The 23,891-nt window shown below is 62.3% G+C and carries 22 protein-coding genes; 14 read left to right on the top strand and 8 right to left on the bottom strand.

The window, feature by feature from the left end; translation table 11 throughout:
• Nucleotide 1: 1 nt before the first annotated feature.
• The 6 genes from pbpC to NKH01_RS15545 all read left to right on the top strand — a co-directional run bounded on the left by pbpC (nt 2) and on the right by NKH01_RS15545 (nt 6,948).
• Nucleotides 2-2,098 carry a penicillin-binding protein 1C gene (pbpC, locus tag NKH01_RS15520; protein WP_031194520.1) on the top strand — a complete coding sequence of 699 codons (2,097 nt, stop codon included), beginning with the start codon at nt 2-4 and terminating at the stop codon, nt 2,096-2,098.
• Nucleotides 2,099-2,125: 27 nt separating this feature from the next.
• On the top strand, nt 2,126-2,839 hold the full coding sequence (locus NKH01_RS15525) for a M15 family metallopeptidase (protein WP_352844500.1): 714 nt from the start codon (nt 2,126-2,128) through the stop codon (nt 2,837-2,839).
• A 219-nt stretch (nt 2,840-3,058) separates the two neighbouring features.
• Nucleotides 3,059-4,087, top strand: a complete 1,029-nt coding sequence (locus NKH01_RS15530; protein ID WP_023720879.1) for a sulfate ABC transporter substrate-binding protein — start codon at nt 3,059-3,061, stop codon at nt 4,085-4,087.
• An 18-nt stretch (nt 4,088-4,105) separates the two neighbouring features.
• A complete protein-coding gene (cysT, locus tag NKH01_RS15535; RefSeq protein WP_023720880.1) occupies nt 4,106-4,957 on the top strand; it encodes a sulfate ABC transporter permease subunit CysT in 852 nt (283 codons plus the stop codon).
• Complete coding sequence (cysW, locus tag NKH01_RS15540; RefSeq protein ID WP_353020956.1) at nt 4,950-5,834, top strand: sulfate ABC transporter permease subunit CysW; 885 nt, start codon at nt 4,950-4,952, stop codon at nt 5,832-5,834. Before cysT ends, cysW begins: the two co-directional genes overlap by 8 nt.
• Nucleotides 5,835-5,907: 73 nt before the next feature.
• Nucleotides 5,908-6,948, top strand: a complete 1,041-nt coding sequence (locus tag NKH01_RS15545; RefSeq protein WP_352482922.1) for a sulfate/molybdate ABC transporter ATP-binding protein — start codon at nt 5,908-5,910, stop codon at nt 6,946-6,948.
• A 14-nt stretch (nt 6,949-6,962) separates the two neighbouring features.
• Here the strand turns inward: NKH01_RS15545 and NKH01_RS15550 are convergent, their stop codons facing one another.
• Both NKH01_RS15550 and NKH01_RS15555 read right to left on the bottom strand, forming a co-directional pair.
• Entirely contained in the window at nt 6,963-7,361 is a 399-nt protein-coding gene (locus tag NKH01_RS15550) for a type II toxin-antitoxin system VapC family toxin (RefSeq protein WP_502912630.1), read from the bottom strand.
• The gene (locus tag NKH01_RS15555) at nt 7,361-7,633 is read right to left on the bottom strand and encodes an antitoxin (protein WP_353020961.1); all 273 of its coding nucleotides are present in this window, start codon (nt 7,631-7,633) and stop codon (nt 7,361-7,363) included. The genes NKH01_RS15550 and NKH01_RS15555 overlap by 1 nt, the downstream gene beginning before the upstream one ends.
• A gap of 280 nt (nt 7,634-7,913) precedes the next feature.
• Between NKH01_RS15555 and NKH01_RS15560 the strand changes: the two genes are divergently transcribed.
• Both NKH01_RS15560 and NKH01_RS15565 read left to right on the top strand, forming a co-directional pair.
• Nucleotides 7,914-8,900: a sulfate ABC transporter substrate-binding protein gene (locus tag NKH01_RS15560; protein ID WP_023721149.1), complete on the top strand. Its 987-nt coding sequence runs from the start codon at nt 7,914-7,916 to the stop codon at nt 8,898-8,900.
• Between the two features lie 250 nt (nt 8,901-9,150).
• Nucleotides 9,151-9,600 (top strand): RrF2 family transcriptional regulator, encoded by a 450-nt coding sequence (locus tag NKH01_RS15565; RefSeq protein WP_006202816.1) that lies wholly within the window; start codon nt 9,151-9,153, stop codon nt 9,598-9,600.
• A gap of 8 nt (nt 9,601-9,608) precedes the next feature.
• Here NKH01_RS15565 and NKH01_RS15570 read toward each other — a convergent pair whose 3' ends face one another.
• Nucleotides 9,609-10,088: an Lrp/AsnC family transcriptional regulator gene (locus NKH01_RS15570; protein WP_352483074.1), complete on the bottom strand. Its 480-nt coding sequence runs from the start codon at nt 10,086-10,088 to the stop codon at nt 9,609-9,611.
• Nucleotides 10,089-10,178: 90 nt separating this feature from the next.
• Here NKH01_RS15570 and NKH01_RS15575 point away from each other — a divergent pair, with 90 nt between their 5' ends.
• Nucleotides 10,179-11,087 (top strand): EamA family transporter, encoded by a 909-nt coding sequence (locus NKH01_RS15575; protein WP_353020964.1) that lies wholly within the window; start codon nt 10,179-10,181, stop codon nt 11,085-11,087.
• Here NKH01_RS15575 and NKH01_RS15580 read toward each other — a convergent pair whose 3' ends face one another.
• Nucleotides 11,088-11,981 carry a dienelactone hydrolase family protein gene (locus NKH01_RS15580; RefSeq protein WP_352524354.1) on the bottom strand — a complete coding sequence of 298 codons (894 nt, stop codon included), beginning with the start codon at nt 11,979-11,981 and terminating at the stop codon, nt 11,088-11,090.
• A 265-nt stretch (nt 11,982-12,246) separates the two neighbouring features.
• Between NKH01_RS15580 and NKH01_RS15585 the strand changes: the two genes are divergently transcribed.
• Both NKH01_RS15585 and NKH01_RS15590 read left to right on the top strand, forming a co-directional pair.
• On the top strand, nt 12,247-12,387 hold the full coding sequence (locus NKH01_RS15585) for a hypothetical protein (protein WP_353020967.1): 141 nt from the start codon (nt 12,247-12,249) through the stop codon (nt 12,385-12,387).
• A gap of 8 nt (nt 12,388-12,395) precedes the next feature.
• Nucleotides 12,396-12,827, top strand: a complete 432-nt coding sequence (locus NKH01_RS15590) for a hypothetical protein (RefSeq protein WP_352524353.1) — start codon at nt 12,396-12,398, stop codon at nt 12,825-12,827.
• A gap of 8 nt (nt 12,828-12,835) precedes the next feature.
• Here the strand turns inward: NKH01_RS15590 and NKH01_RS15595 are convergent, their stop codons facing one another.
• Nucleotides 12,836-15,148: a glucose/quinate/shikimate family membrane-bound PQQ-dependent dehydrogenase gene (locus tag NKH01_RS15595; RefSeq protein WP_353020970.1), complete on the bottom strand. Its 2,313-nt coding sequence runs from the start codon at nt 15,146-15,148 to the stop codon at nt 12,836-12,838.
• Between the two features lie 265 nt (nt 15,149-15,413).
• On the opposite strand from NKH01_RS15595, the gene NKH01_RS15600 reads away from it, so the two are divergent.
• From NKH01_RS15600 to NKH01_RS15610, 3 genes are all read left to right on the top strand, one after another.
• Entirely contained in the window at nt 15,414-16,253 is an 840-nt protein-coding gene (locus NKH01_RS15600; protein ID WP_352784646.1) for a DUF2059 domain-containing protein, read from the top strand.
• Nucleotides 16,254-16,345: 92 nt separating this feature from the next.
• Nucleotides 16,346-19,066, top strand: a complete 2,721-nt coding sequence (locus NKH01_RS15605; RefSeq protein ID WP_353020973.1) for an ATP-dependent helicase — start codon at nt 16,346-16,348, stop codon at nt 19,064-19,066.
• A gap of 59 nt (nt 19,067-19,125) precedes the next feature.
• On the top strand, nt 19,126-20,895 hold the full coding sequence (locus NKH01_RS15610; protein WP_353020976.1) for a hypothetical protein: 1,770 nt from the start codon (nt 19,126-19,128) through the stop codon (nt 20,893-20,895).
• A 6-nt stretch (nt 20,896-20,901) separates the two neighbouring features.
• On the opposite strand, the gene NKH01_RS15615 is transcribed toward NKH01_RS15610, so the two are convergent.
• The 3 genes from NKH01_RS15615 to NKH01_RS15625 all read right to left on the bottom strand — a co-directional run bounded on the left by NKH01_RS15615 (nt 20,902) and on the right by NKH01_RS15625 (nt 23,845).
• Nucleotides 20,902-21,951 (bottom strand): ABC transporter permease, encoded by a 1,050-nt coding sequence (locus NKH01_RS15615; protein WP_352524346.1) that lies wholly within the window; start codon nt 21,949-21,951, stop codon nt 20,902-20,904.
• The gene (locus NKH01_RS15620) at nt 21,948-22,745 is read right to left on the bottom strand and encodes an ATP-binding cassette domain-containing protein (RefSeq protein ID WP_352524344.1); all 798 of its coding nucleotides are present in this window, start codon (nt 22,743-22,745) and stop codon (nt 21,948-21,950) included. Before NKH01_RS15620 ends, NKH01_RS15615 begins: the two co-directional genes overlap by 4 nt.
• 86 nt (nt 22,746-22,831) lie before the next feature.
• Complete coding sequence (locus tag NKH01_RS15625) at nt 22,832-23,845, bottom strand: substrate-binding domain-containing protein (protein WP_352524342.1); 1,014 nt, start codon at nt 23,843-23,845, stop codon at nt 22,832-22,834.
• Nucleotides 23,846-23,891: the final 46 nt, after the last annotated feature.

The raw sequence follows: 23,891 nt of genomic DNA on the forward strand, positions 1-23,891 counted from the left end.
GATGAGGGGCGGCGCCGTGCTCTCCAAAAGATTCCTCCGCCGAGCGGCCATTGCGGGCATTTCCTTCGCCGCAATCACCGCTGTCGCCCTCTGGCAGCTCGACCGCGCTTTTCCGCCGCCGCTGCCGGCTGCGCTGACGGTCTCGACCGAGGTGCAGGACCGTGACGGCCAGCTGTTGCGGGCCTTCGCCACGCCGGACGGCTATTGGCGGCTTGCGACCAACCTGGACCAGGTTGACAACCAGTTCGTCGACATGCTGGTCACCTATGAGGACAAGCGCTTCTGGGATCATCAAGGCGTCGACGTGCTGGCACTGGCGCGTGCGGCCGGCCAGTTCGCGACCAGCGGCCATATCGTCTCCGGTGGTTCGACGCTCTCGATGCAGCTCGCCCGGCTGATCGAACCGCGCGACAGCCGCAGCCTCGGCTCGAAGATCAAACAGATGCTGCGCGCCGTCCAGATAGAACGGCGGCTGTCCAAGCGCGAGATCCTCGAACGCTACCTGACGCTGGCGCCCTATGGCGGCAATCTCGAAGGCGTGCGCGCCGCTTCGCTCGCCTATTTCGGCAAGGAGCCGAAGCGGCTGACGGTCTCTGAGGCGGCCCTGCTCGTCGCTTTGCCGCAATTGCCGGAAAAGCGACGCCCTGACCGCAACCTCGAAGTCGCTCATGCCGCCCGCGACCGCGTGCTGACCCGCATGGTGTCGGCAGGCCTGCTCGGCGAACGCGAGGCCGCGCGAGCCGCGCTCGACGATGTGTCGGGGCTGCGGCGGACCTTGCCGGCGCTCGCTGCTCATGCTGCCTATGCAATGCTGCCCAAGGCCATTCCCGGCCAGAAGCTGCAACTGACGATCCGCAAGAGTGTCCAGGAAGGACTGGAGCAGGTGGCCAAGGATGCCGCCGCCAAGCTCGGCCCTCGCCTTTCGGTGGCCATGGTGCTGGCCGATGCCCGCACCGGCGATATTCTTGGCGAGGTCGGCTCTGCCGATTTCTTCGATGCCAGCCGTTCGGGCTGGATCGACATGACCAAGGTCGTTCGCTCGCCTGGCTCGACGCTGAAGCCGTTCATCTACGGCCTCGCCTTCGAGCAAGGCCTGGTGGCGCAGGAGATGCTGATCGAGGACAGCCCGGCCGATTTCTCCGGTTACCGGCCGAAGAACTTCGACATGGGCTATCAGGGCGATGTCAGCATCAGGCAGGCGCTGCAATTGTCGCTCAACGTGCCGGCGATCCGCGTGCTCGACGCGGTCGGCCCGGCCCGGCTGATGGCGCGCTTTCGCCAGGCAGGCGTGATGCCGATACTGCCCGTCAACGAAGCGCCTGGCCTGGCGATCGGCCTCGGTGGCGTCGGAGTGACGCTGCGCGACCTCGTCCAACTCTATGCCGGCCTTGCCAATGGCGGCAAGGCACACACGCTGCATGACGGCACCGAGCCGGCGAACACCGAACGCTCGACCACCACCATCCTCGATGGTCAGGCGAATTGGCAGATCACCGACATCCTGTCGGGCGTCAAGCCGCCCCAGGGTGCCGCCCAACGCGGCATCGCCTACAAGACCGGCACCTCCTACGGCTATCGCGACGCCTGGTCGGTCGGCTTCGACGGCCGTTATGTGCTCGGCGTCTGGGTCGGCCGCCCCGATGCCGGCGCGGTGCCCGGTCTGTCCGGCTATGTCTCGGCCGCGCCCATTCTGTTCGAAGGCTTTGTCCGTTCCAGCCTAGCCGCCGTGCCGCTGCCAAGCCAACCGTCCGGCGTCCGCCGGCCAAAGCGCGAAGAATTGCCGGTGACGCTGACGCGCTTCGGCGCCGGCGTCGACGGGCTGGTGCAGGCGACGCCGACCGAACCTGCACCAACCATCGTCTTTCCGCCTGACGGCGCCCGTGTCGATCTCGGCACTTCCTCGGCCGACGCCTCGCCGCTGGTGCTCAAGCTGCAAGGCGGCCGCGCACCGTTCCGCTGGCTGGCCAACGGCAAGCCGCTGGTCGGCATCGACCGGCGGCGCACCGCGACCTGGCAGCCGGACGGCGCCGGCTATTCCACCCTGACCGTAATCGATGCGGCGGGGCGCGCGGCCAGTGTGAAGGTTTTTGTCGAGTGAAAGTTTCCCTTGAATAGTTTCCGGCAGGTGATTCAGCGGATTGGGTTTTACGCCTTGCTTTCGGCCGCCGGTATTTCCTCGGCCTCTGCTGACGCCCTCCCCGCCGGCTTTGTTCGGCTGGCCGACATCGATCCCAGTATCCGGCAGGATATCCGCTATGCCGGCCTCGAAAACTTCCTGCATCGCAAGGTAAGCGGTTACGATGCGCCGGTATGCGTCCTCACCAGCCAAGCGGCGCAAGCGCTTTCCGCAGTGCAGAAAGCGATTGCTGCCGGAGGGCTGACGCTGGTCGTGTTCGACTGCTACCGCCCTGCGCGTGCTGTCTCCGACATGGGTGACTGGACAAAAACGAGCGGACCACCGGACCCGCAATGGTACCCAAAGGTCAAGCGCAAGGATCTCATCGCCAAGGGCTATATCGGCGAACTGTCCACCCATTCGCGCGGATCGACGGTCGATGTCGCCATCACGCGAGCGGACCGCAAGAGCGCTCCGAAACCGGCCTGCGGCGCGACCGATGCCGACACGCTGGATTTCGGCACCGGTTTCGACTGTTTCGATCCGACGAGCGAAACGGCTCACCGACCGATCGCCAGTGAAGCGGCGGCAAACCGCAAAAAACTTGTCGAGGCGATGCGCGCCGGCGGCTTCAAGAATTACGCACGCGAATGGTGGCACTTCACGCTGGAAAACGAGCCGTTTCCAAGAGAGCGCTTCAACTTTCCCGTCACCGCCGAATAGTCCGCCAAAACCTCGTTCGGACGCGACGCCGCCATTGCCGAAGAGCTAGCCGTCTCTAGATAATCGCGTCGGGAGCGTAGGTCCCGTGCAAGGGAAAATAGTTCCTCCCATCGCCGAAAGTAGGCGAAAAATTGCTTCAATAGGCCAAAAAAGGCAACATTGAATGCATCTAAATTCTATCAATTCGGTAGATTTGGCGCGAGTTCAACGGAGGCGGAAATGACCAAACCTCATTTCAGGAAACTGCTCGGCGCACTGGTCGCCACATCGGTCCAGTTCGGCACGCTCGGTTTCGCGTTTGCCGACACCACCATTCTCAACGTGTCCTATGACCCGACGCGTGAGCTCTACAAGCAATTCGATGAGGCCTTTGTCGCCCACTGGAAGGCCGAGACAGGCGAGACGGTGACCATCCAGCAGTCGCATGGCGGATCCGGCGCCCAGGCGCGCGCCGTGATCGACGGGCTCGACGCCGACGTGGTGACGCTGGCGCTCGAAGGCGATATCAACGCCATTGTCTCGAAAACGAAGAAGATCAATCCCGACTGGCGGACGAAATTCGAAAACAATTCGGCGCCTTACACCTCGACCATCATCTTCCTCGTCCGCAAGGGAAACCCCAAGGGCATTCATGATTGGGGCGATCTGGTCAAGGATGACGTCCAGGTGATCACGCCCAATCCGAAGACCTCCGGCGGCGCGCGCTGGAACTATCTTGCCGCCTGGGCCTATGCCAGCGCCAAGGATGGCGGCGACGAGGCCAAGACCAAGGGATTCGTTGGCAATCTCTATGCGCATGTCCCGGTTCTCGACACCGGTGCGCGCGGCGCCACCGTGACCTTTGCGCAAAAAGGGCTAGGCGACGTGCTGCTCGCCTGGGAAAACGAGGCCTATCTGGCGCTCGACGAGTTCGGCGCTGACAATTTCGATATCGTCTACCCGCCGACCTCGATCCTGGCCGAGCCGCCGGTCGCAGTGGTCGACGCCAATGTCGACGCCAAAGGCACACGCAAAGTTGCCGAAGCCTATCTGAGCTACCTCTATTCCAAGGAAGGCCAGACGATCATCGCCAAGAACCATTATCGCCCTTCGAAGCCCGACCTGGTGCCGGCGGAGGACCTGGCCAAGCAGCCTGAGATCAAGCTGGTCACCATCGACGACCCACTTTTTGGCGGCTGGAAGAAGGCACAGCCTTATCATTTCGGCGACGGTGGTATATTCGACCAGATCTATAAGCCGGCCCAGTAGCATTTAGATCAGGACGACATGACCACAGCACCCGCCAAGGCGGGGTGGCGGTTCAGGCAGCCGAGCGTCATTCCGGGTTTCGGATTGACGCTCGGCTTCTCGCTTGCCTACCTCACCCTCATCATCCTCATTCCCCTGTCCGGGTTGATCTGGCGCTCGGCGGCGCTCGGCTGGACCGACTTCTGGGCGATCGTCACCGACCGCCGCACCATCAACGCGCTTGAAATCAGCTTCGGCACCGCCTTCATTGCCGCCGCCGTCAACGTCGTCTTCGGCACGATCGTCGCCTGGGTGCTGGTGCGCTACAGCTTTCCCGGCCGCCGCATCGTCGATGCCATGGTCGACCTGCCCTTTGCGCTGCCGACGGCGGTTGCCGGCATCGCGCTGACCACGCTTTACGCACCGAACGGCTGGATCGGCAGCCTGCTGACGCCGCTCGGCATCAAAGTCGCTTATACGCCACTCGGCATTGTCATTGCGCTGATCTTCATCGGGCTGCCCTTCGTCGTGCGCACCGTGCAGCCGATCATGGAGGAGATCGACAAGGAGGTCGAGGAAGTGGCCGCAACGCTCGGCGCCAATCGCTTCCAGATCATCAGCCGCGTCCTGCTTCCCGGACTGGCGCCGGCCATCGTCACCGGTTTCGCGCTGGCCTTCGCGCGCGGCGTCGGCGAGTACGGCTCAGTCATCTTCATCGCCGGCAACCTGCCCTATAAATCCGAGATCGCACCGCTTCTGATTGTCATCAGGCTCGAGGAATATAATTACGCTGCGGCGACCGCGATCGCGGCGATCATGCTGGCGCTGTCCTTCGTGATGCTGCTGGTCATCAACCTGGTGCAGACGTGGAGCCGCAAGCGCTATGGCTGACCCGGAGATCAAATCCTACGCGCCGCACCACGAAAGCCAGTCGCCGGCGGTGACCGAAAGCCGCACGGCGAGAACCGTGCTGATGATCGTGACCTTTGCCTTCCTCGGCATTTTCCTGCTCTTGCCGCTGATCATCGTCTTCAAGGAAGCTTTCGCCAAAGGCATCGAGACCTACACACAGGCGCTGTCGGAACCGGATACGCGCTCGGCGATCCGCCTGACGCTTCTGGTCGCGGCGATCTCGGTGCCGCTCAACGTCGTCTTCGGCATTTCCGCCGCCTGGGCGATTGCCAAGTTCGAGTTCAAGGGCAAGGCGTTCCTGACCACGCTGATCGACCTGCCGTTTTCGGTCTCCCCGGTCATTTCCGGCCTGGTCTATGTACTCCTCTTCGGCGCGCAAGGCCTGCTCGGTGCTTGGCTCAAGGCGCATGGCATCGTCATCCTGTTTGCCGTGCCGGGCATCGTGCTGGCCACCATCTTCGTCACCTTCCCCTTCGTCGCCCGCGAATTGATCCCGCTGATGCAGGAGCAGGGCAATGGCGACGAGGAGGCGGCCCTGTCGCTCGGCGCCAATGGCTGGCAGGCGTTCTGGTACGTGACGTTGCCTAACGTCAAATGGGGATTGCTCTACGGCGTACTGTTGTGCAATGCCCGCGCCATGGGTGAGTTCGGCGCGGTCTCGGTGGTGTCCGGCCACATACGCGGGTTGACCAACACCATGCCGCTGCATGTCGAAATCCTTTATAACGAGTACAATGCCGCCGCCGCCTTTGCCGTCGCTTCGCTGCTTGCCGGCCTGGCGCTCGTCACACTGGTCTTGAAAACACTTCTCGAGATGCGCTACGGCGCCGAGATCGCCGCGACGCGCGGACACTGACAAAATGCATGTCGCCCAAAAGTGGGAACCGGTTTTGGGATAACGACATGCATCAACTACAAAAGGGATTTGTATGGAAGTTCGCGTTGCCAACGTGCGCAAGGAGTTTGAGCGGTTTCCGGCCCTTCACGACGTTTCGCTCGACATCAAGTCGGGTGAGTTGATCGCGTTGCTGGGGCCATCCGGTTCCGGCAAGACGACGCTGCTCAGGCTGATTGCCGGGTTGGAGCGGCCGACCCGCGGAAAGATCTTCTTCGGCGAAGAGGATGCCTCGCAAAAGTCGATCCAGGAGCGCAATGTCGGCTTCGTCTTTCAGCATTACGCGCTGTTTCGCCATATGACGGTCGCCGACAATATCGGCTTCGGACTCAAGGTCCGGCACGGGCCGTCACGCCCGTCGGCGAAGGAAATCCGCCGCCGCGCCTCGGAACTCCTCAACCTCGTTCAGCTTTCCGGTCTGGAAAAACGCTATCCGGCGCAGCTTTCGGGCGGCCAGCGCCAGCGCGTGGCGCTGGCCCGCGCCATGGCGATCGAACCGGCCGTGCTTTTGCTCGACGAGCCGTTCGGCGCGCTCGATGCCCAGGTGCGCCGCGAACTGCGCCGCTGGCTGCGCGACATCCACGACGCCACCGGCCACACCACGGTCTTCGTCACCCATGACCAGGAAGAGGCGCTGGAGCTTGCCGACCGCGTCGTGGTGATGAGCCAGGGCCGCATCGAGCAGGTTGGCACCGCCGACGAGATCTACGACACGCCGAACTCGCCCTTCGTCTATGGCTTCATCGGCGAATCGAGCTCGATCCCGGTCAAGGTCGAGGACGGCCAGGTCTGGATCGCCGACCGGCCGATCGGGCTTTCCGCGCCGCACGCACCGCAAGGTGAAGCGACGCTGTTCTTCCGCCCGCACGACGTCGATCTGGTGGAAGAATGCAACGGCTGCATCGCCGGCACGGTTGTCGCCAGCCGCCGCGTCGCCGGCACCAGGCGGGTCGAGCTCGAAATCGGCGGCGAACGCCAGCGGGTCGAGATCGAGTTGCCAGTCGACCATCCGGCGGCGCAGAAAAGCCGGGTGGCTTTCAGGCCGCGGCGCTGGAAGCTTTTTCCGGCTGCTTGATCCTCTTTTAGGCGCTACACCAGCCAGTTCTCGACCTTCAGGCCTTTGATCCGGTTGAACTCGCCGGTGTTGGCGGTCACCAGGGTAGTTCCCAGTGCATAGGCGTGGGCAGCAATAAAAAGGTCGTTTTGGCCGATGGTCTGGCCCCTGCCTTCCAGCTCTGCGCGAATCGCGCCGTACTCGGCATCTACCGGCACATCGAGCGGCAAGACAGGAATCTCAGCCAGCAATTCCTCGACCTTCTTGAGCAACTTGGCCGACTCTTTCCTGGCGCAGCCATATCGCAGTTCCGAGGCGACCACGATGCTGGTACACACGGCGGCGTCTCCCACGCGCAGGACGGCGGCGGCGGCTTTCCCGGCCGGATTTCGGATCATGTCGCTGATAATGTTCGTGTCCAGCATGAACCGCATCAAAAAAATTCCTCGGATTTGACAGGCATATCCTCGACTTCGGGAAGGTCCTCCTCGGAACCGGGGGGCGGCTCTTTCGCCCATTGCGCGAGCAGCGCCGTGAGGCCGGGTTTGCGAACCGGCTCGATGATCAGGCGGTCGCCTTCACGACTGATCAAGACCTTTTCGCCGGGAAGTTCGAACTCGACAGGAATGCGCACCGCCTGACTGCGATTGTTACGAAACAGCTTCGCCTCTTTCGGCGGGGTTGTTGAATGGCGGCGTTGAGGCATGACGATAGCTCCTTGTATATACCATTTGTATATGCCAGACCGCGCGGCGATGCAATCGCCATCGCGTTGGCCGGCCGGGAACCATCGTGCACGCCGACGGCATCGGCACCGCTGCCAAGCTGCCCGGAAGACTCTGCCTGAAAGAAAAAACTAGAAATCCTCCACAGCGGGAATATTTCTTCTATCGACAACGTGGAGCGGCCGCTCTGCGTGCCTCGTCGCGCACAATGCCTTGCCGCTATGGTCCGGCAATAAGCGCACGCATTGGAGCCTTGTTTTCATGAAGCGATTTTTGCTTGGCGTCGCCACATTGGCCGGCCTGTTCCTCGCATCCTCCCAAGCCTGGTCGGCCGACAAATTGCTGAACGCTTCTTACGATGTCGGCCGCGAGCTGTTTGCGCAGGTCAACAAGGCGTTCGTCGCCGGCCACCCAGGCGTCACCATCGATCAGTCGCATGCCGGGACGTCTGCGCAGGCACGTGCCATCGCCGAGGGCCTCGGCGCCGATGTGGTCACCTTCAACCAGGTCCTCGACATAGACTTCCTGGTCAGGAAGGGTCTCATCTCCGCGGATTGGCAGAAAGATTTTCCCGACAACGCCTCGCCCTTCTATTCGCTGCCCTCCTTCCTGGTGCGCGCCGGCAATCCGAAGCACATCAAGGATTGGAACGATCTCGTGCGCGACGACGTCCAGGTGATCTTCCCCAATCCGAAAACCTCCGGCAATGCCCGGTACACCTACCTTGCGGCCACCGCCTACGCCAAGGAAGCCTTCAAGGGCGACGACGCCAAGGTGAAGGAATTCGTCACCAAGCTGTTCAACAACGTACCGATCTTCGACAGCGGCGGACGCGCCGCGACCACCACTTTCGTGCAGCGCGAGATCGGCGACGTGCTGATCACCTTTGAGTCGGAAACGCGCGGCGTCCGCAAGGAGTATGGCGAGGACAAATTCGAGCAGGTGACGCCCTCGGTCAGCCTTTTGGCCGAGTTTCCGGTGGCGATCGTCGACACGATCGCCGACGAGCATGGCACGCGCGACCTCGCCAAGACCTATCTCGACTTCCTTTATACGCTGGAGGGCCAGGACATCGCCGCCCGCAACGGCCTGCGGACCCGCGACGCGACGGTCGCCGCCAAGTACAAGGCTGAGTTTCCCGATGTCCGCCTATTGACGGTGGAGGATGTCTTCGGCGGCTGGGCCAAGGTCCAGGCCGAGCATTTCGCCGCTGGCGGCCTGCTCGACCAGACTTACGGCAGCCGCTGACGTCTGCAACCTCGTGAACTGATTGAAAGCGGGCGTTTGCCGGCTTTCTTCATTTGCTCGCCGAAAACGTGGCCTCCGCCCGTTCCGGACGCCCGCCCTCCAAAACGTTACGAAGAATCAACGCGTTTGCGCGCAATATGTCTTCGGGCGGCCTGTCTGCGCGAACGGCATCGCACGGCCAAACCGTCATTATTTGCACACAAACAGCCGCCAGATGCGGGTGGTTGGGGCTTAATGGGTTGACTCGGGCATGCTTACCAAAAAAGGCAAATACGGCCTCAAGGCTCTCGTGCATCTGTCCGGCCTGCCGGTCGGCCAGCTCGCATTCGTCAACGACATTGCGGTCGCCAACAACATCCCCAAGAAATTCCTGGATGCCATCCTGGGCGAGTTGCGCAATGCCGGCTTCGTCCAGAGCCGCAAGGGCAAGGAAGGCGGTTACCGCCTCGCCCGTCCCGCTTCCGAAATCAAGATCGGCCATGTCGTGCGTGTCCTCGACGGGCCGCTGGCGCCGATCCCTTGCGCCAGCCGCACACAATACCAGCGCTGCGAGGATTGCGACGAGGCGACCTGCCAGGTCCGGCACATGATGCTGGAGGTGCGTCAGGCGATCGCAGAGGTGCTGGACAACCGCAGCCTCGCCGCCATGCGCGACGCCGACAATGACGATTTCCCGGTCGAGCTGACGTCGCAGATTTAAATCTAGCATCAGGCCGGGCGCTTCACCGCCCCTAGCGGCGAGCGTGCCACTACCGGCGTCGACTGGATGATCGCCGTATTGGTCATCGCATGGGGAATGATCCGGTCGATCACCCGCTCGAGCTCGGCGACCGAGCCGACATGCGCCAGCGCGATGAAACAGTCTTCGCCGGTGACCCGGTCGCATTGGGCGATTTCCGGCAGGTCGCGGATGATTTCGGCCACGACGGCGAGTTGCCCCGGCACCGGCCTGATGCGCAGCCATGCCGACAGCTTCATGCCGAGCGCGGCCGGATTAATCCGCACCGTATAGGCCTCGATCACGCCGCTTTCCTGCAGCCGCTTGATGCGCTCGGCGACGCTCGGCGCCGACAGGCCGACTGAGCGCGCCAGTTCGGCAATACTGGTGCGCGCATCCTCCTCCAGCAGGCGCAGGATTTTTAGATCCGCCGGATCCAGATCGGTATTTTCATTTCGAAGGCGTTTCAGCGGAATACTCCTTGCTTTCGAAAAGGGAATAGCCGCAATGCCCGGCCATCATCCATATCAACGGCAAAAATCGCCTGCGATACTGACCCCATGGAAGATCGGACGCAAGCCCCAGCAGCAAGTCCGGCACTCGCCGGCCCGGCTTTTACCTTGGCAAGCTCGGTGCCGCCCCATCTGTGGTTCGGCGTCAGCGCCGTGTTCCACTATCTCGGCCCCGCTTTCGCAGTCCTGCTTTTCTCGCATGTCGGCGTGCTCGGCATGGCGTGGCTGCGCATCGCCACCGCGGCACTGGTCTTTGCCCCGCTGACCCGACCATGGGCGGTCTTCGCCCGCGCCGATCGCTCGACGCGGTTGTTGCTTGTGGGTTTCGGCGTCTGCCTTGGGGTGATGAATTGCTCGTTTTACCTGGCGCTCGACCGGCTGCCGATCTCGCTGGTAGCGGCGATCGAATTCGTCGGCACCATCGGCGTCGCGCTTGTCGGCCTCAGAAGCCCGCGCAATCTCGCCGCCCTTGCAATCGCCGTCGCCGGCACCTTGCTGCTCATCGACGTCAAATGGTCGAGCGATCCTGTCGGCCTGTTCTGGGCCTTCCTCAATGGCGCGCTGTTCGTCTTCTATATCGTGCTCGGCCACCGCGTCGCGCGCGCCGACGCTGGCGATGGCATCGCCGGGCTGGGTGCCGCCATGGCGGTCGCCCTTCTCGTCGTTCTGCCGATCGGTCTTGCCGATGCGCTGCCGGCGTTCTCGACGCCGCCGCTGCTGCTTGCGGCGGTCGGCGTCGGCATCTGCTCGTCCGTCATTCCCTACATTTGCGACCAGCTTGCCATGTCGCGGCTGCCGCGCTCCAGCTTCGCGCTGATGCTGTCATTGCTGCCGGTCACCGCAACGTTGATCGGCGTCATTGTGCTGCGGCAGGTGCCGAGCCTCACCGACTGTCTCGGCATCGCCTTGGTGGTGGCCGGCGTCGCCTTTCACAAACCGGCGCCGGCGCCCGCCTGATCAGGCCAGCTTCTCCTTGAGGAAGGCGATCGTCCGCCCCCAGGCGAGGTCAGCCGCCTTCTTGTCATAGCGGGCCGCCGATGTGTCATTGTTGAAGGCATGGTTGGCGCCTTCATAGACATAGACTGAATATTCGACATGAGCCGCGTCGAGTTCCTTCTTGAAGGCGTCGATGCCCGCATTGGTGCGGGTGTCGAGCCCGGCATAGTGCAGCATAAGCGGCGCCTTGATCTTCGGCACGTCCTCGGCCTTCGGCTGCATGCCGTAATAGGCGACGGCGGCGGCAAGATCCGGTGCGTTGACGGCCAGCATGTTTACCGTGCCGCCGCCCCAGCAGAAGCCGACGGCGCCGACCTTGCCGTTGCCGTCCTTGTCTCGCTTGAGGTAGGCGATCGTTGCGACTGCATTGGCGGAGACCTGTGCTGGATCGAGCTGCGAAAACAGGTCACGCGCCCTGTTTTCATCGTCCGGCGTGCCGCCGAGCGGCGTCATGAAGTCCGGCGCAAGCGCCACGAAGCCTTCCAGCGCAACGCGCCGCGCCACATCGCGGATATGCGGGTTGAGCCCCCGGTTTTCATGCACGACGATGACCGTGCCGAGCTTACCGGTCTGATCCGCCGGCTTGACCAGATAGCCCTTCATCTCGCCGCCGCTGCCCGGATAGCTGATGTCCTCGCCTTTCACGCGCGGATCGTCTTCCGCGACGATTGCCGCCTGGGCCGAATTCGCCGTCAGCAGCGGCGCGATCGCGGCCGCTGCCGCACCCGATCCGGCAAGCCTGGTCAACTGCTCCATGAAGCGCCGCCGGTCGAGCGTCAGATGCGTGTATTCGTCATAGGCATCGATCATCGCCTGGGTGATGGCAGGCTTGGCGGGGCCGGCAGGTGTTGTCATGGCGCGCGCTCCTCGGGCATCGGGCATCGCCCCCCGCGGCAACATAGTGCCGAAGCTTGCCCGGTCCAGTCACGGCTGAGTGAGGGCTGCCATAAGTCCCTGCACGATGGCCGTGATGCCCCGCGCGGCGCTGTCATTAAATTTCGGTCATTTGTGGCAATTCTAAATGCACGCACCACCATATAAAACAAACTTACCAGGCTAGGCCTCGCTCGCGCCATTTGGCGAGGAAAGAATGCCTGATTGACGACGAGGAATTACGCCCATGACCTTTCCCTCCCCGCTTCTGGCAGGTGGGTTCGCACTCGCCGCTATGGCTTTGCTGGCGCTGCGGATCACCGCCGCTAGACGATCGATGGTCAAGGCCCGCGGCAACCGGCACCGCACCACAATCAGCAAAGGCTGAGGAATATCATGGACGTTCAGGACATCATCAACACCGTCTCCCAGAAGGCCGGTCTCAACCAGGCCTTGACCGAAAAAATCGCCGGCACGATTTTCTCGGTGCTCGAACACGAGGCGGAAGGCACGACCCTGTCCAGCTTCTTCGCCAAGATTCCGGGCGCCGAGGCCCTGGCCAAGCAATATGATGTCATGGCTCCCGGCGCGGCTTCCGGCGGTGGCCTCCTGTCGTCGCTGGAGGGCGCGCTCGGCGGCGCTCTCGGCGAAAAGACCGGCGCGCTGATCAACGGCGTCGCCATACTCAAGGCGTCAGGCCTTACTCTCGCACAGATCAGCCAGGCCGGCACGATGCTGGTCCAGCAGGCCGAGACAGCCGCCGGCCCGCAGCTGACCAATGAGGTACTTGCATCGGTACCCGACCTGAAAGGGCATCTCGGGCTCTGAAGGACCTTCTACTTCGGCAGCGTATAAGCCATCACATAATCACCCGGCTTGGTGCCGACCGAGCCGTGGCCGCCGGCAACGATGACGACGAACTGGCGTCCGTCGGCTACCGTGTAGGTCATCGGCGTCGACTGCCCGCCCGCCGGCAGCCGCGCCTGCCAGAGCTGCTTGCCGGTCGTCAGGTCGTAAGCGCGCACATAGTCGTCGACCGCCGCACCGAGGAAGGCGACGCCGCCGGCGGTGATCATCGGCCCGCCAATGCCGGGCACGCCGACCTTGAATGGCAGCGGCAGCGGCGTCATGTCGTAGACGGTGCCGTTGCGGTGCTTGTAGACGATCTTGCCGGTCCGGAGATCGGCACCCGCCACATAGCCCCAGGGCGGCGCCTGGCAGGGAATGCCGAGCGGCGACAGAAACGGCTTCAATATCACTGCGTAAGGCGCACCGTCATTGCGGTTGAGGCCCTGTTCGCTGCCTTTGGTATCGCCCGGCGCCGGCACGTCGGCGCGCGGCACCAGTTTGGAGATGAACGCCAGGTATGTCGGCATGCCGAACATTACCTGCCGGACCGGATCGACTGCCGCGCCGCCCCAGTTGAAGGTGCCGAAATTGCCGGGATAGATCAGTGAGCCTTGCAGCGACGGGGGCGTATAGCGGCCCTCATAGCGCAGCTTCCGGAGCTCGATCCGGCAGGCCAGCTGGTCGAACATGGTGATGCCCCACATGTCGGCGCCGGTCAGCGGCTTCGGATTGAAGCTCAGGTCCGAGACCGGCTGCGTTGGCGAGGTATGGTCGCCCTCGATCGCGCCGCCCGGTGCCGGCACTTCCTTGACCGGAACGATCGGCTCGCCGCTGCGCCGGTCGAGCACGTAGAGGTCGCCCTGCTTGGTCGGCCCGACCAGCGCCGGCACCACGCCGCCAGCCGTTGTGATGTCGACCAGCGTCGGCTGCGCCGGCACGTCCATGTCCCAGAGATCGTGATGCACGGTCTGCCGCACCCAGCGCAATTGACCACTGTTGAGGTCGAGCGCGGTGATCGAGGAGGAGAATTTCTCGTCATTGGCGCTGCGCCCGGCGCCGAGCTGGTCCGGCGTCTTGTTGCCGAGCGGCACATAGAGCAGACCGAGCTTCTCGTCGGCGCTCGCCGTCGACCACATGTTGGGCGAGTTGTGGGTATAGGTCTGGCCGGGCGGCAGCGGCGTCGTCTGGTCCGGATTGCCGGAATCCCAGTTCCAAATCAAGGCGCCTGTGTCGACGTCAAAGGCACGAATGACACCGGACGGCTCCTCGGTCGAATAATTGTCGTTGACCGCGCCGCCGACGATGATCTTGTTGGCGACGATCAGCGGCGCCGACGTCGAATAATAATAGCCCGGCTTCGGATATGGCATGTTGGCGAGCAGGTTCAGCGTGCCGGTTTCGGCAAATGTCGGACAGACCTGGCCATTCGCGGCGTCGAGCGCGATCAGTCGGGCGTCGGATGTCGGCAGATAGATGCGTGTGGCGCAGGGCTGGCCAGCGGCGGTCTTGGCGTCGGCATAATAGGACACGCCGCGGCAGGTCTGGTGCTGGCGGTCCTTGTTGAGCTTGACCTGTGGATCGAAGCGCCATTTCTCCTTGCCGCTCGCGGCATCGATGGCGATCGCGAAATTATGCGGCGTGCAGATGTAGAGCGTGTCGGCAATCTTCAGCGGCGTCACCTGATAGGTCGTCTCGCCGATGTCGTCGGGCCCTTTCACGTCGCCGGTCTGATAGGTCCAGGCCGGCTGCAGATTGGCGACGTTTTCCGGGGTGATCTGGTCGAGCGGCGAATAGCGCTGGCCATATTGCGTGCGACCGTAATAGTGCCATTCGCCGGCCGGCACGTTGCCGCCGAGATCGGCCGTCGGCGTCACCTTGTCGGTGTTGAGTTGGCCGGCAATATCCTTCGGATCGGTCGTCATCGAATAACCGGCGACGCCGAGCGATGCCAGCACCGCGAGGATCAGCGGCGCGCGTCCGTCGGGACCGGTAAGCCCGCGCCGCGCCCATGGCGTCAACAGCCACAGCGCGACAAGCACGATAATGCCGCCGCGCGGGCCTAGCTCCCACCAGTCGAAGCCGGTTTCCCAGACAGCCCAGGCGAGCGTGCCGAGCACGATCGCCGCGTAGAGCCACAGCGCCGTGGATCTGCGCCTGTAGAGCAGCCAGGCGGCGACAAGGAAAGCCATACCGGCGATGACGTAATACCAGCTGCCGCCCAGCGTCACGAGCCAGATGCCGCCGCCGCCAAGCGCCAGGCCGATGAGGAAAAGGATCAGGGAGGTGATAACGACAGCCAAGACGGTGCTCCTTCGACTGGTGTGCTCCGCGACGCGTCCATGGGCAACCCGGCATTGCGCTCCTGCCCCGAGCACAACTTTCTCCGGCCCGCCTTGCGTGTCAAGCGAGCTCGAAGCAATCCATGATCGGACCAACGAGGACGCTGCTGATTTTCACGCTTAATGGCAAATTCGAGGCCACACGCCAAAGTAGCGATCTCACCTTGCCGGTATCCAGATTTTCCAGCAATCTGCCTTGAGCCACCGAAACCTTGGAGCAACCAGAGTGACGTCATTCCTTGTGCCTACGACGCGAGCAGTGCTTGTCGTGTGTGCTCTCCTCCTCGGCCTGGTCGCCGCGACAGTGGCCGCGCCGGCACAGACGATCGGCGAGATCAACAGGGCAAACGGTTTTCATGAGATGCTGATGGGCATTGGTCCCAATATCGCCAATGGCATAAAGTCCATACCGGAACCCCTGTCGAAAAATTTCCATGAAGCCTGGTCGGCTGCGATGGAAGGCTCCTTTGACGGCGCCAGAATGGAGACGGCCGTCGAATCGCAGATGGCGGACAAGCTGGCCGCTGCCGATCTGTCCGATCTTGCCACGTTCTACGCTTCGGCTTTGGGCAAACGCGTGACCGCTCTGGAAATTCAATCGTCTGGTTCTGAAGGTAAGGAAAGCAAGAGGACAGACGGCAAACGCATCCTCGCCGAGCTTCCATCCAAGGATCCGGTCCGTCTCGAATTGTACAGGAAGATCATGGATGACATCAGCGCCGTCGACACGGGAGAAGCAATGGCGCTGAATATAGGCTACGCGATGTTTTCTGGCGTACTGGGAGCGGCAGGAAAACCCCTCCCGGATGACCAGATCATGGCTCTGGTGCATCGGCAATACGCAAAAGTTCGTCAGACAATCGAAAAAAACGTCATGGAAAGTGCTGCCTACACATACAGGGATCTGCCGCTTGAAGAGCTCAAACTTTATTCGACATTCCTGGCGTCGTCCGCCGGACACCACTACTACGATCAGATGCTGACTGCTCTGAGCGCGGTGATGGCAGTGGAAGCGCGCTCGTTCGGACACCGATTGTTCGTCGCGCTTGGTTACCGCAAGGCCTGAGCAGGCGGGTATCACACCGTTCAGGTGCTTTGCCGGAACAAAACGGAGACACTTCTGGCCTTTCCCTGCCGAATCACTACATTCGGGGGGAGATGTCCGGCTTTTCGGAAGACATGCCCTTTTTTGACGAACCGAACGCGCGGCCCGTGGCCCCGTCGGGCATTGCCGCGCGCGCCATGGCTGCCCGCAGCAATCAAAACAACGCGCCCGATTATCTCAACGGCCTCAACCCCGAGCAGCGGCTGGCGGTGGAAACCACCGAAGGCCCGGTCCTTGTGCTGGCCGGCGCCGGCACCGGCAAGACGCGTGTCTTGACCACCCGCATCGCCCACATCCTTGCCACCGGCAAGGCCTTCCCCTCGCAGATCCTCGCCGTCACCTTCACCAACAAGGCGGCGCGCGAGATGAAGCAGCGCATCGGCCTGTTGATCGGCGAAGGCAATGTCGAGGGCATGCCGTGGCTCGGCACCTTCCACTCGATCGGCGTCAAGCTGCTCCGCCGACATGCCGAGCTGGCCGGGCTCAAATCCGACTTCACCATTCTCGACACTGACGACGTCGTGCGCCTGATCAAGCAGCTCATCCAGGCCGAAGGGCTGGACGACAAGCGCTGGCCGGCCAAGCAGTTCGCCCAGATGATCGACGGCTGGAAGAACAAGGGCCTTGGCCCCGCCGACATCCCCGAGGGCGACGCCCGTGCATTCGCCAACGGCAAGGGCCGCGAGCTCTACAAGGCCTATCAGGAGCGGCTGCAGACGCTGAACGCCTGCGACTTCGGCGACCTGCTCTGCCACCCGATCCGCATCTTCCGCGCCAATCCGGATGTGCTGAAGGAATACCACAAGCGCTTCAAATACATCCTCGTCGACGAATACCAGGACACCAACACCGCCCAATACATGTGGCTGCGCCTGCTGGCGCAGCGGCCGCAATCCTCCCCCCTTGAGGGGGAGGTGCCCGCGAAGCGGGCGGAGGGGGTTGCCGCAGAAGGCACCGCCAGTGCGTCGAGCACTGCCGCCAGTAGGTCGAGCACTGCCGCACGGACCCCACCCGACCGGGCTTCGCCCGGCCACCCTCCCCTCAAGGGGGAGGGAAGCCCGCGCCCGGCCACCGTCAATATCTGCTGCGTCGGCGACGACGATCAGTCGATCTATGGCTGGCGCGGCGCCGAGGTCGACAACATCCTGCGCTTCGACAAGGATTTCCCAGGCGCCACCATCATCCGGCTGGAGCGCAACTACCGCTCCACCGCGCACATCCTCGGCACTGCCTCCCATCTCATCGCCCACAATGAGGGGCGCTTCGGCAAGACGCTGTTCACCGAAAAGATCGCCGAGGACGACGAGAAAGTGCATGTCCACGCCGCCTGGGATTCAGAGGAGGAGGCCCGCGCCGTCGGCGAAACCATCGAGGCCTACCAGCGCCAGAAGCACAAGCTCAACGATATGGCGATCCTCGTCCGCGCGTCCTTCCAGATGCGCGAGTTCGAGGACCGCTTCGTCACGCTCGGCCTCAACTACCGCGTCATCGGCGGCCCGCGCTTCTATGAGCGGCTCGAGATCCGCGACGCCTTGGCCTTCTTCCGCGTCGTCGCGCAAGGCGCCGACGACCTCGCCTTCGAGCGCATCGTCAACGTGCCGAAGCGCGGGCTTGGCGAGGCCACCATCCGCCAGATCCATGATACCGCACGCGCGCTGCGCATCCCGATGCTGGAGGCGGCGGCAAAACTCGCCGAGAGCGACGAGCTGAAGCCGAAGCCGCGCGCCGCACTTCGCGAGGTCGCCGCCAATTTTGAACGCTGGCAGAAGGCTCTGGAAACCACCCCGCACACCGAGCTCGCCGAGACCATTTTGGAGGAGAGCGGCTACACCGACATGTGGAAGAACGACCGCTCGGTCGAAGCGCCGGGCCGGCTGGAAAACCTCAAGGAGTTGATCCGCTCCATGGAGGAGTACGAATCGCTGCGCTCCTTCCTCGAACATGTCGCACTCGTCATGGACGCCGAGCAGAACGCCGAGCTCGATGCCGTCAACATCATGACGTTGCATTCGGCCAAGGGCCTCGAATTCGAAACCGTGTTCCTGCCCGGCTGGGAGGAAGGCCTGTTCCCGCACCAGCGTTCCCTCGACGAGGGTGGCCGCTCCGGGCTGGAGGAGGAACGCCGCCTCGCCTATGTCGGCCTGACCCGCGCCAAGAAGAACCTGCACATCTGGTTCGTCTCCAACCGCCGCATCCACGGCCTCTGGCAGTCGACCATCCCGTCGCGCTTCCTCGACGAACTGCCGGAAGCCCATGTCGAAGTTTCCGAGAGCGGCAACTCCTATGGCGGCTACGGCAATGCCTATGGCGGCTCGTTCGCCTCCGGTCGTGGCGGCCAAGGGGCGGGCAGGCAGAACCCCTATGGAGCATCGCGCTTCGACAACATCGGCGGCAATAACGGCGCCGAGAAATCCGGCGCTTTCTCCAGCACCTATGCGACGCCGGGCTGGCAGCGTGCTCAGGCCAACCGCACCGAGGCGACCGACCGCAATTGGGGCACGCGCTCCGGCCACCAGGTCGAGCGCATCGGCTATGGCGAAACCGACTCCGGCTACGGCGCCGGCCGCACCTCGATCAAGGGCCGCACCATCGATGGCGAGCTGGTCGCCAAATCCGTCGCCGACACGCCGTCCCCCTTCAATGTCGGCGACCGCGTCTTCCACCAGAAATTCGGCAACGGCAACATCTCGGCCATCGAAGGCAACAAGCTGACCATCGACTTCGACAAAGCCGGCCAGAAACGCGTGCTGGACGGGTTTGTGACGGGGGTGTGATATCTGAATATCTATTTAAGACATACAGAAATCCGTCAACGCCATTGAAGATACAAGAATTGAAAAAGCCATTTGAATACCTATCAGATTTTCCAATTCCAGATGCGTTTTTGCCAAACAGGCTTCGAACTCTGCTCGAACCTATTAGCCCAACTTCACGACAGGTGGTGGAAGTCACCTCTCGATTTGAGGTCGATATACACGGGCCTGACCGTGAGTGTGTTCACATGCTTATGGCAGTTGTGGTGGCCAACGACGACCACGAGATGACGCCACTACTGGATGAGGCAGGATACGGGGTCGTTGCTTTTTCTGTACCTTTTTTTGACAAAAAAGGCAGCTCGAGGATCTTCTCTCCATCTGTTTCGGGACATGAATACATCGTTGCATCATGGGGCAACGGCTCATTTTACACCTATAATCTCGCCGAGAAGGTCTGGATGGCGCTGGGGCTTTCACCTCGTTGCGTCGGAAACGAAAGTCAGAGAGTCGTCTATGACGATCTCTCACTGCCAGAATTCAGCGTGGCAGAAGGTGAAATTTCGAACGAGTTTTATTGGAGAGCCTCACGCAATATTAGCTGGAAGATGTCCAACGAATACCTGCGTAAATATCTCTGGATGCGCGGTGCACATGGAGTACGTGTATTTTACTACCAAAAACTTCTTCCGGATGTTTCTGAACTCCGAGATTTAATGCAGGGGAAAAGTCATACCGCAATCAAACCCAAAGGCGGTTGGTATGAACTGGATATCCGTGAGCATCAGAACGGACTTCTAATTCAGGTATGGGCAACCGTTAACGCCGTCTCGCCTGAGCTTAGTCCCGAGCAAAGCGCAGATGGAGTCATCTGGCCTGATATAGCAGATCCCATGACCCACGCTCGCGCAGACGCACTTGTGGAGCGTAATGTCGTCTTTCTAAATGACAAATTTTTACAGCGGTATGAACAAAGCGACTTCTACGACACTACACCTGTTAACGGCCATGACCGTTGGTGGTGCAGTCCTTCTTACAGGGGGCAGTGGGGCTTTAGTGATTGCGTTCGCGTAGGCCGCAATCTTATCCGTGTTCCAATGAGGGATCTCTATAAACCGAAACCCGATCGTGAAATATTGCACGCACATGGTTTCGCAATGGCGGCGGCGGATGTTGCGCATTTCGATCTGTTGGAAGAGCATATCGTTTCAAAAGTGCAGCGTCTTCTCGATCAACTACTTGATCTAGGTGACAATCTTTGCGCAATTGCTGCAATCGTCGGCATACAAAAAACGGCAACCGATCTAGTTGGGTTTTCAAGAGCGGAAGTCCGCGCAAACGGTTGGCTCGCCTACCCTCAACTCTCGCGTCTAGCCCAAGTCGCGCCCTTAGATATGAGTCAGCAAGCGTTTCTGGCCAGATGCAAGAGTCTGCATGAAATTTCGCAGTGCGTGCCGGATGGGTTCCTCAAATCCCTCTTGGAAAAAGCTGGATGCGCCCGAGCAACAGTTAAACAACTCGGAGGTCTCAAGCTATTAGAAAGCCTCTTGAATATCGTCGAACGCCTTAATGCCAACGAGGAACTTAGGGATGCCTTCCAAAGCGAGGTAGAGCCCGAGGGTTGGCGTAGCAGGAATGCCGCAATGGCACCTCTGTTTCTAAATAATGATCTAAGAATCGCTGACGCACACGAAACGATTGGGGAGACTTTGCAAACGCTCCGGAAACTTGGATTTGATACCGCGAACCTAAACGACGGATATGGCCGAGCTTTGGATTCCGTTACAGATGGCATTATCGACGGATTTTCGCGGATAAATCATGCAATTGTCGACTTGTTAAGTCGTTAGAGCCCCTCACCGATACCGCGCCTGGTTCCATTTGTGGCCGAGCAGCGACAGGATGATGATCAGGCCGTTGAAGAACTGGACGTAGAAGCCGCTCAGTCCCGCCGCGACGACGCCGGTCTGGATGAAAGAGACCGTGACCGCGCCAATGGCACCGCCGACGACCGTGCCGATGCCACCCCAGGTCGGCGTGCCGCCGACGAACACCGATGCCAGCACCGGCAGCAGGTAGCCGTCGCCGGCGGTCGGCCACCAGGTGAAGTTGATCATCACCGAAAACGTGCCGGCGATCGCAGCGCCAATGCCAACGAAGACGAACACTTTTACCCGCACGCGCTTGACGTCAATGCCCATCTGCTGGGCGCTGTCGGGATTGTCGCCGACCACCTTGACCTGGGCGCCGAAACGATGGCGGTTGTAGAGCAGCGCCGACAGCACGACGAAGGCGATGGCCCAGAAGATCTGCACCGGAATGCCGTAGAGCTGGCTGGAGAAGATCTTGTAGGCCCAGCTGTCGGCAAGGCCGGTCAGCGCCGTCGACCTGCCCTCGTTGATGATCTGGATCAGGCCGCGCAGGAGGAAATTCATGCCGAGCGTGGCGATCAGCGACGACAGCCCGCCATAGACGACCAGCGAGCCGACCAGGAAGCCGAGCAGCATGCCGGTGACGATTGCGGCGGCGATGCCGAGGAACGGGTCGTAGCCGGCCTGCACGACCAGCGCGAAGACCCAGGAGGCAAAGCCCATCGTCGCCGGAAACGACAGGTCGATCTCGCCGCAGGTGACGACGAAGACCAGCGGCACCACCACGAACAGCGCCACCGGCAGCGTGGTCAGCACGGAACTGTAGAGATACCAGGTGGTGAACACGATCGGGTTGGCGATCATGAACACCGCCATCATGACGATGAACACGGCAAGCGTGCCGAGCGCGGCGCGGTTGTCGAGGATGAACCCGCGCAGCCAATTGTCGGACGGGTGTCTCCACTCTTTCCCGGCGGTTTCGCCATGCGTGCCGCCGAGGGGGCTCTGCAGATCGGGTTCCATGGTCTTGCTCATCGTGCCGCCCTCCCCGCATCGCCCGCGTCGTGCAAGCCCGGCAATCCGCTGGGGTGGGCGACGTCTTCCATGAAATTGATCAGGTCTTCGGCCGATTTGACCTCCCTGCGGTCGGCGGTGAGCGCGACCTTGCCGCGGTCCAGCACCACGAAGCGATCGGCGATATCGAAGACGTGGTGAATATTGTGGCCGATGAACAGGATCGAGCGTCCGCTCGCCCGCACCTGGCGCACGAAGTGGAAGACCTTGGCGGTCTCGGTCAGCGATAGCGCTGTCGTCGGTTCGTCGAGGACTATCAGCTCCGCCTTCTTATAGATGGCCCGCGCGATCGCCACGCCCTGGCGTTCGCCGCCCGAGAGCTGGCCGACGATCGACTGTGGCGTGAACACTTTCGAGGTGAAGCCGATCTCGCGCATCAGCCGGCTCGCCTCCGCGATCTCCTTGTTGACCTTCAGCCAGCCAAGCCAGCCGGTGAGTTCGCGGCCCATGAAGATATTGCGCACGATCGTCTGCTGCACGGCGAGCGCCCGGTCCTGGAACACGGTCTCGATGCCGGCGTCGCGCGAGCGCGCAGGGCTCCATCCGGTCACCGGCTTGCCGCGGACGAGAATCTCGCCGCTGGTCGGTTTGACCACGCCGGACAGGATCTTGATCAGCGTCGACTTGCCGGCGCCGTTGTCGCCGATCAGGCCGACCACCTCGCCGCGATCGACGCTGAGATTGACCCCGCCCAGCGCATAGACCTGGCCATAGGACTTGCTGATGTCGCGCAGTTCGATGATGCGTTCGGCCATGGCGATCCTCGCTTGATTGTCGCGTGCCGGCTTTTTCGCCGGCGGTCCCGCCGGCCGGGCTCGATCCCGGCCGACGGCTTGGGAGGTCAGCGCAGCGCCTGCTTGGCGAGCTCGGCGACGATCTCGTAATTCTGTGGCGTGACGAAGCCGGCGCCGGTGTCGACATTCATCGGCGCAAGGCCGAGCACCACCTGCTGGCAGAGGCTGAGGATCGGCAGATAGCCTTGCAGGAACGGCTGCTGGTCGGCCGTCAGCTGGACCCAGCCGCCCTTGAAGCCCTCGACGATCTGCGGGCTGGTGTCGAAGCCGAAGTTGAAGATATCGCCCGGCTTCCTGCCCGCCGCCTGCATGTAAGTGGCGACGTTGCCGAGCATCTGTCCACCGGGATAGCCAACCGCCTTGACGTCGGGATTGTTGAGCAGTGCCGCGGTGATCACCGGAATGGCGAGATTGGGGTCGGAAGCCCATTCGCCGCTTGGCGGCGAGGAGAGCTGTATGACCTCGACGCCCGCCTCCTTGAGGGCAGCGACAGTGCCGCGCTCGCGCGCGCCGCGGCTTTCGTTCTCGAACGGGCCGATCATGATCGTCTTGTCGCCGGCCTTGAGCCCGGCCAGCTTGACCGCCTCGGCGCCAAGCGCGCGGCCCTGCTGCTCTTGCTGGGCGCCGACATAGCCGCCGCCGAACGCCGCCGTGACCTTCGGCACCGGCACATTCTGGTACATCATCTTGATGCCGTCCTTGTGCGCCTGTTCGGCCAGCGGCATGATCGAAGCGTCGCCCGGGTGGCCCATCATGGCGATGCCGCCGGGCTTGACCGCGACAGCCTCGCGCAATTGCTGCACCATCTTCTCGACATCCCACTGGGAAAAGATGTAGTCGACCTTGGGTCCGAGATCGGCTGCCGCCTGCTTGGCGCCATTGTAGACGATGGTGCCGAAGGCATCGCCCTCGGCGCCGCCGACGAAGAAGCGGATATGGACGTCCTTGCACCATTGGGCGTCGAGCGCCTGCGCCGGCAAGGTCGAGAGTGCGGCGGCGAACGCCGTGACGGCCGCCGCGACGGTCGAGCGCAGAACTGTCCTTCTCATCGTAATGCTCATGCACGTTCCTCCCTTTGTTCCCTCGCTAGCCGAGGGGTTTCGACGA

This window comes from Mesorhizobium sp. M1403 (assembly GCF_040317695.1).
Lineage (GTDB): Bacteria > Pseudomonadota > Alphaproteobacteria > Rhizobiales > Rhizobiaceae > Mesorhizobium.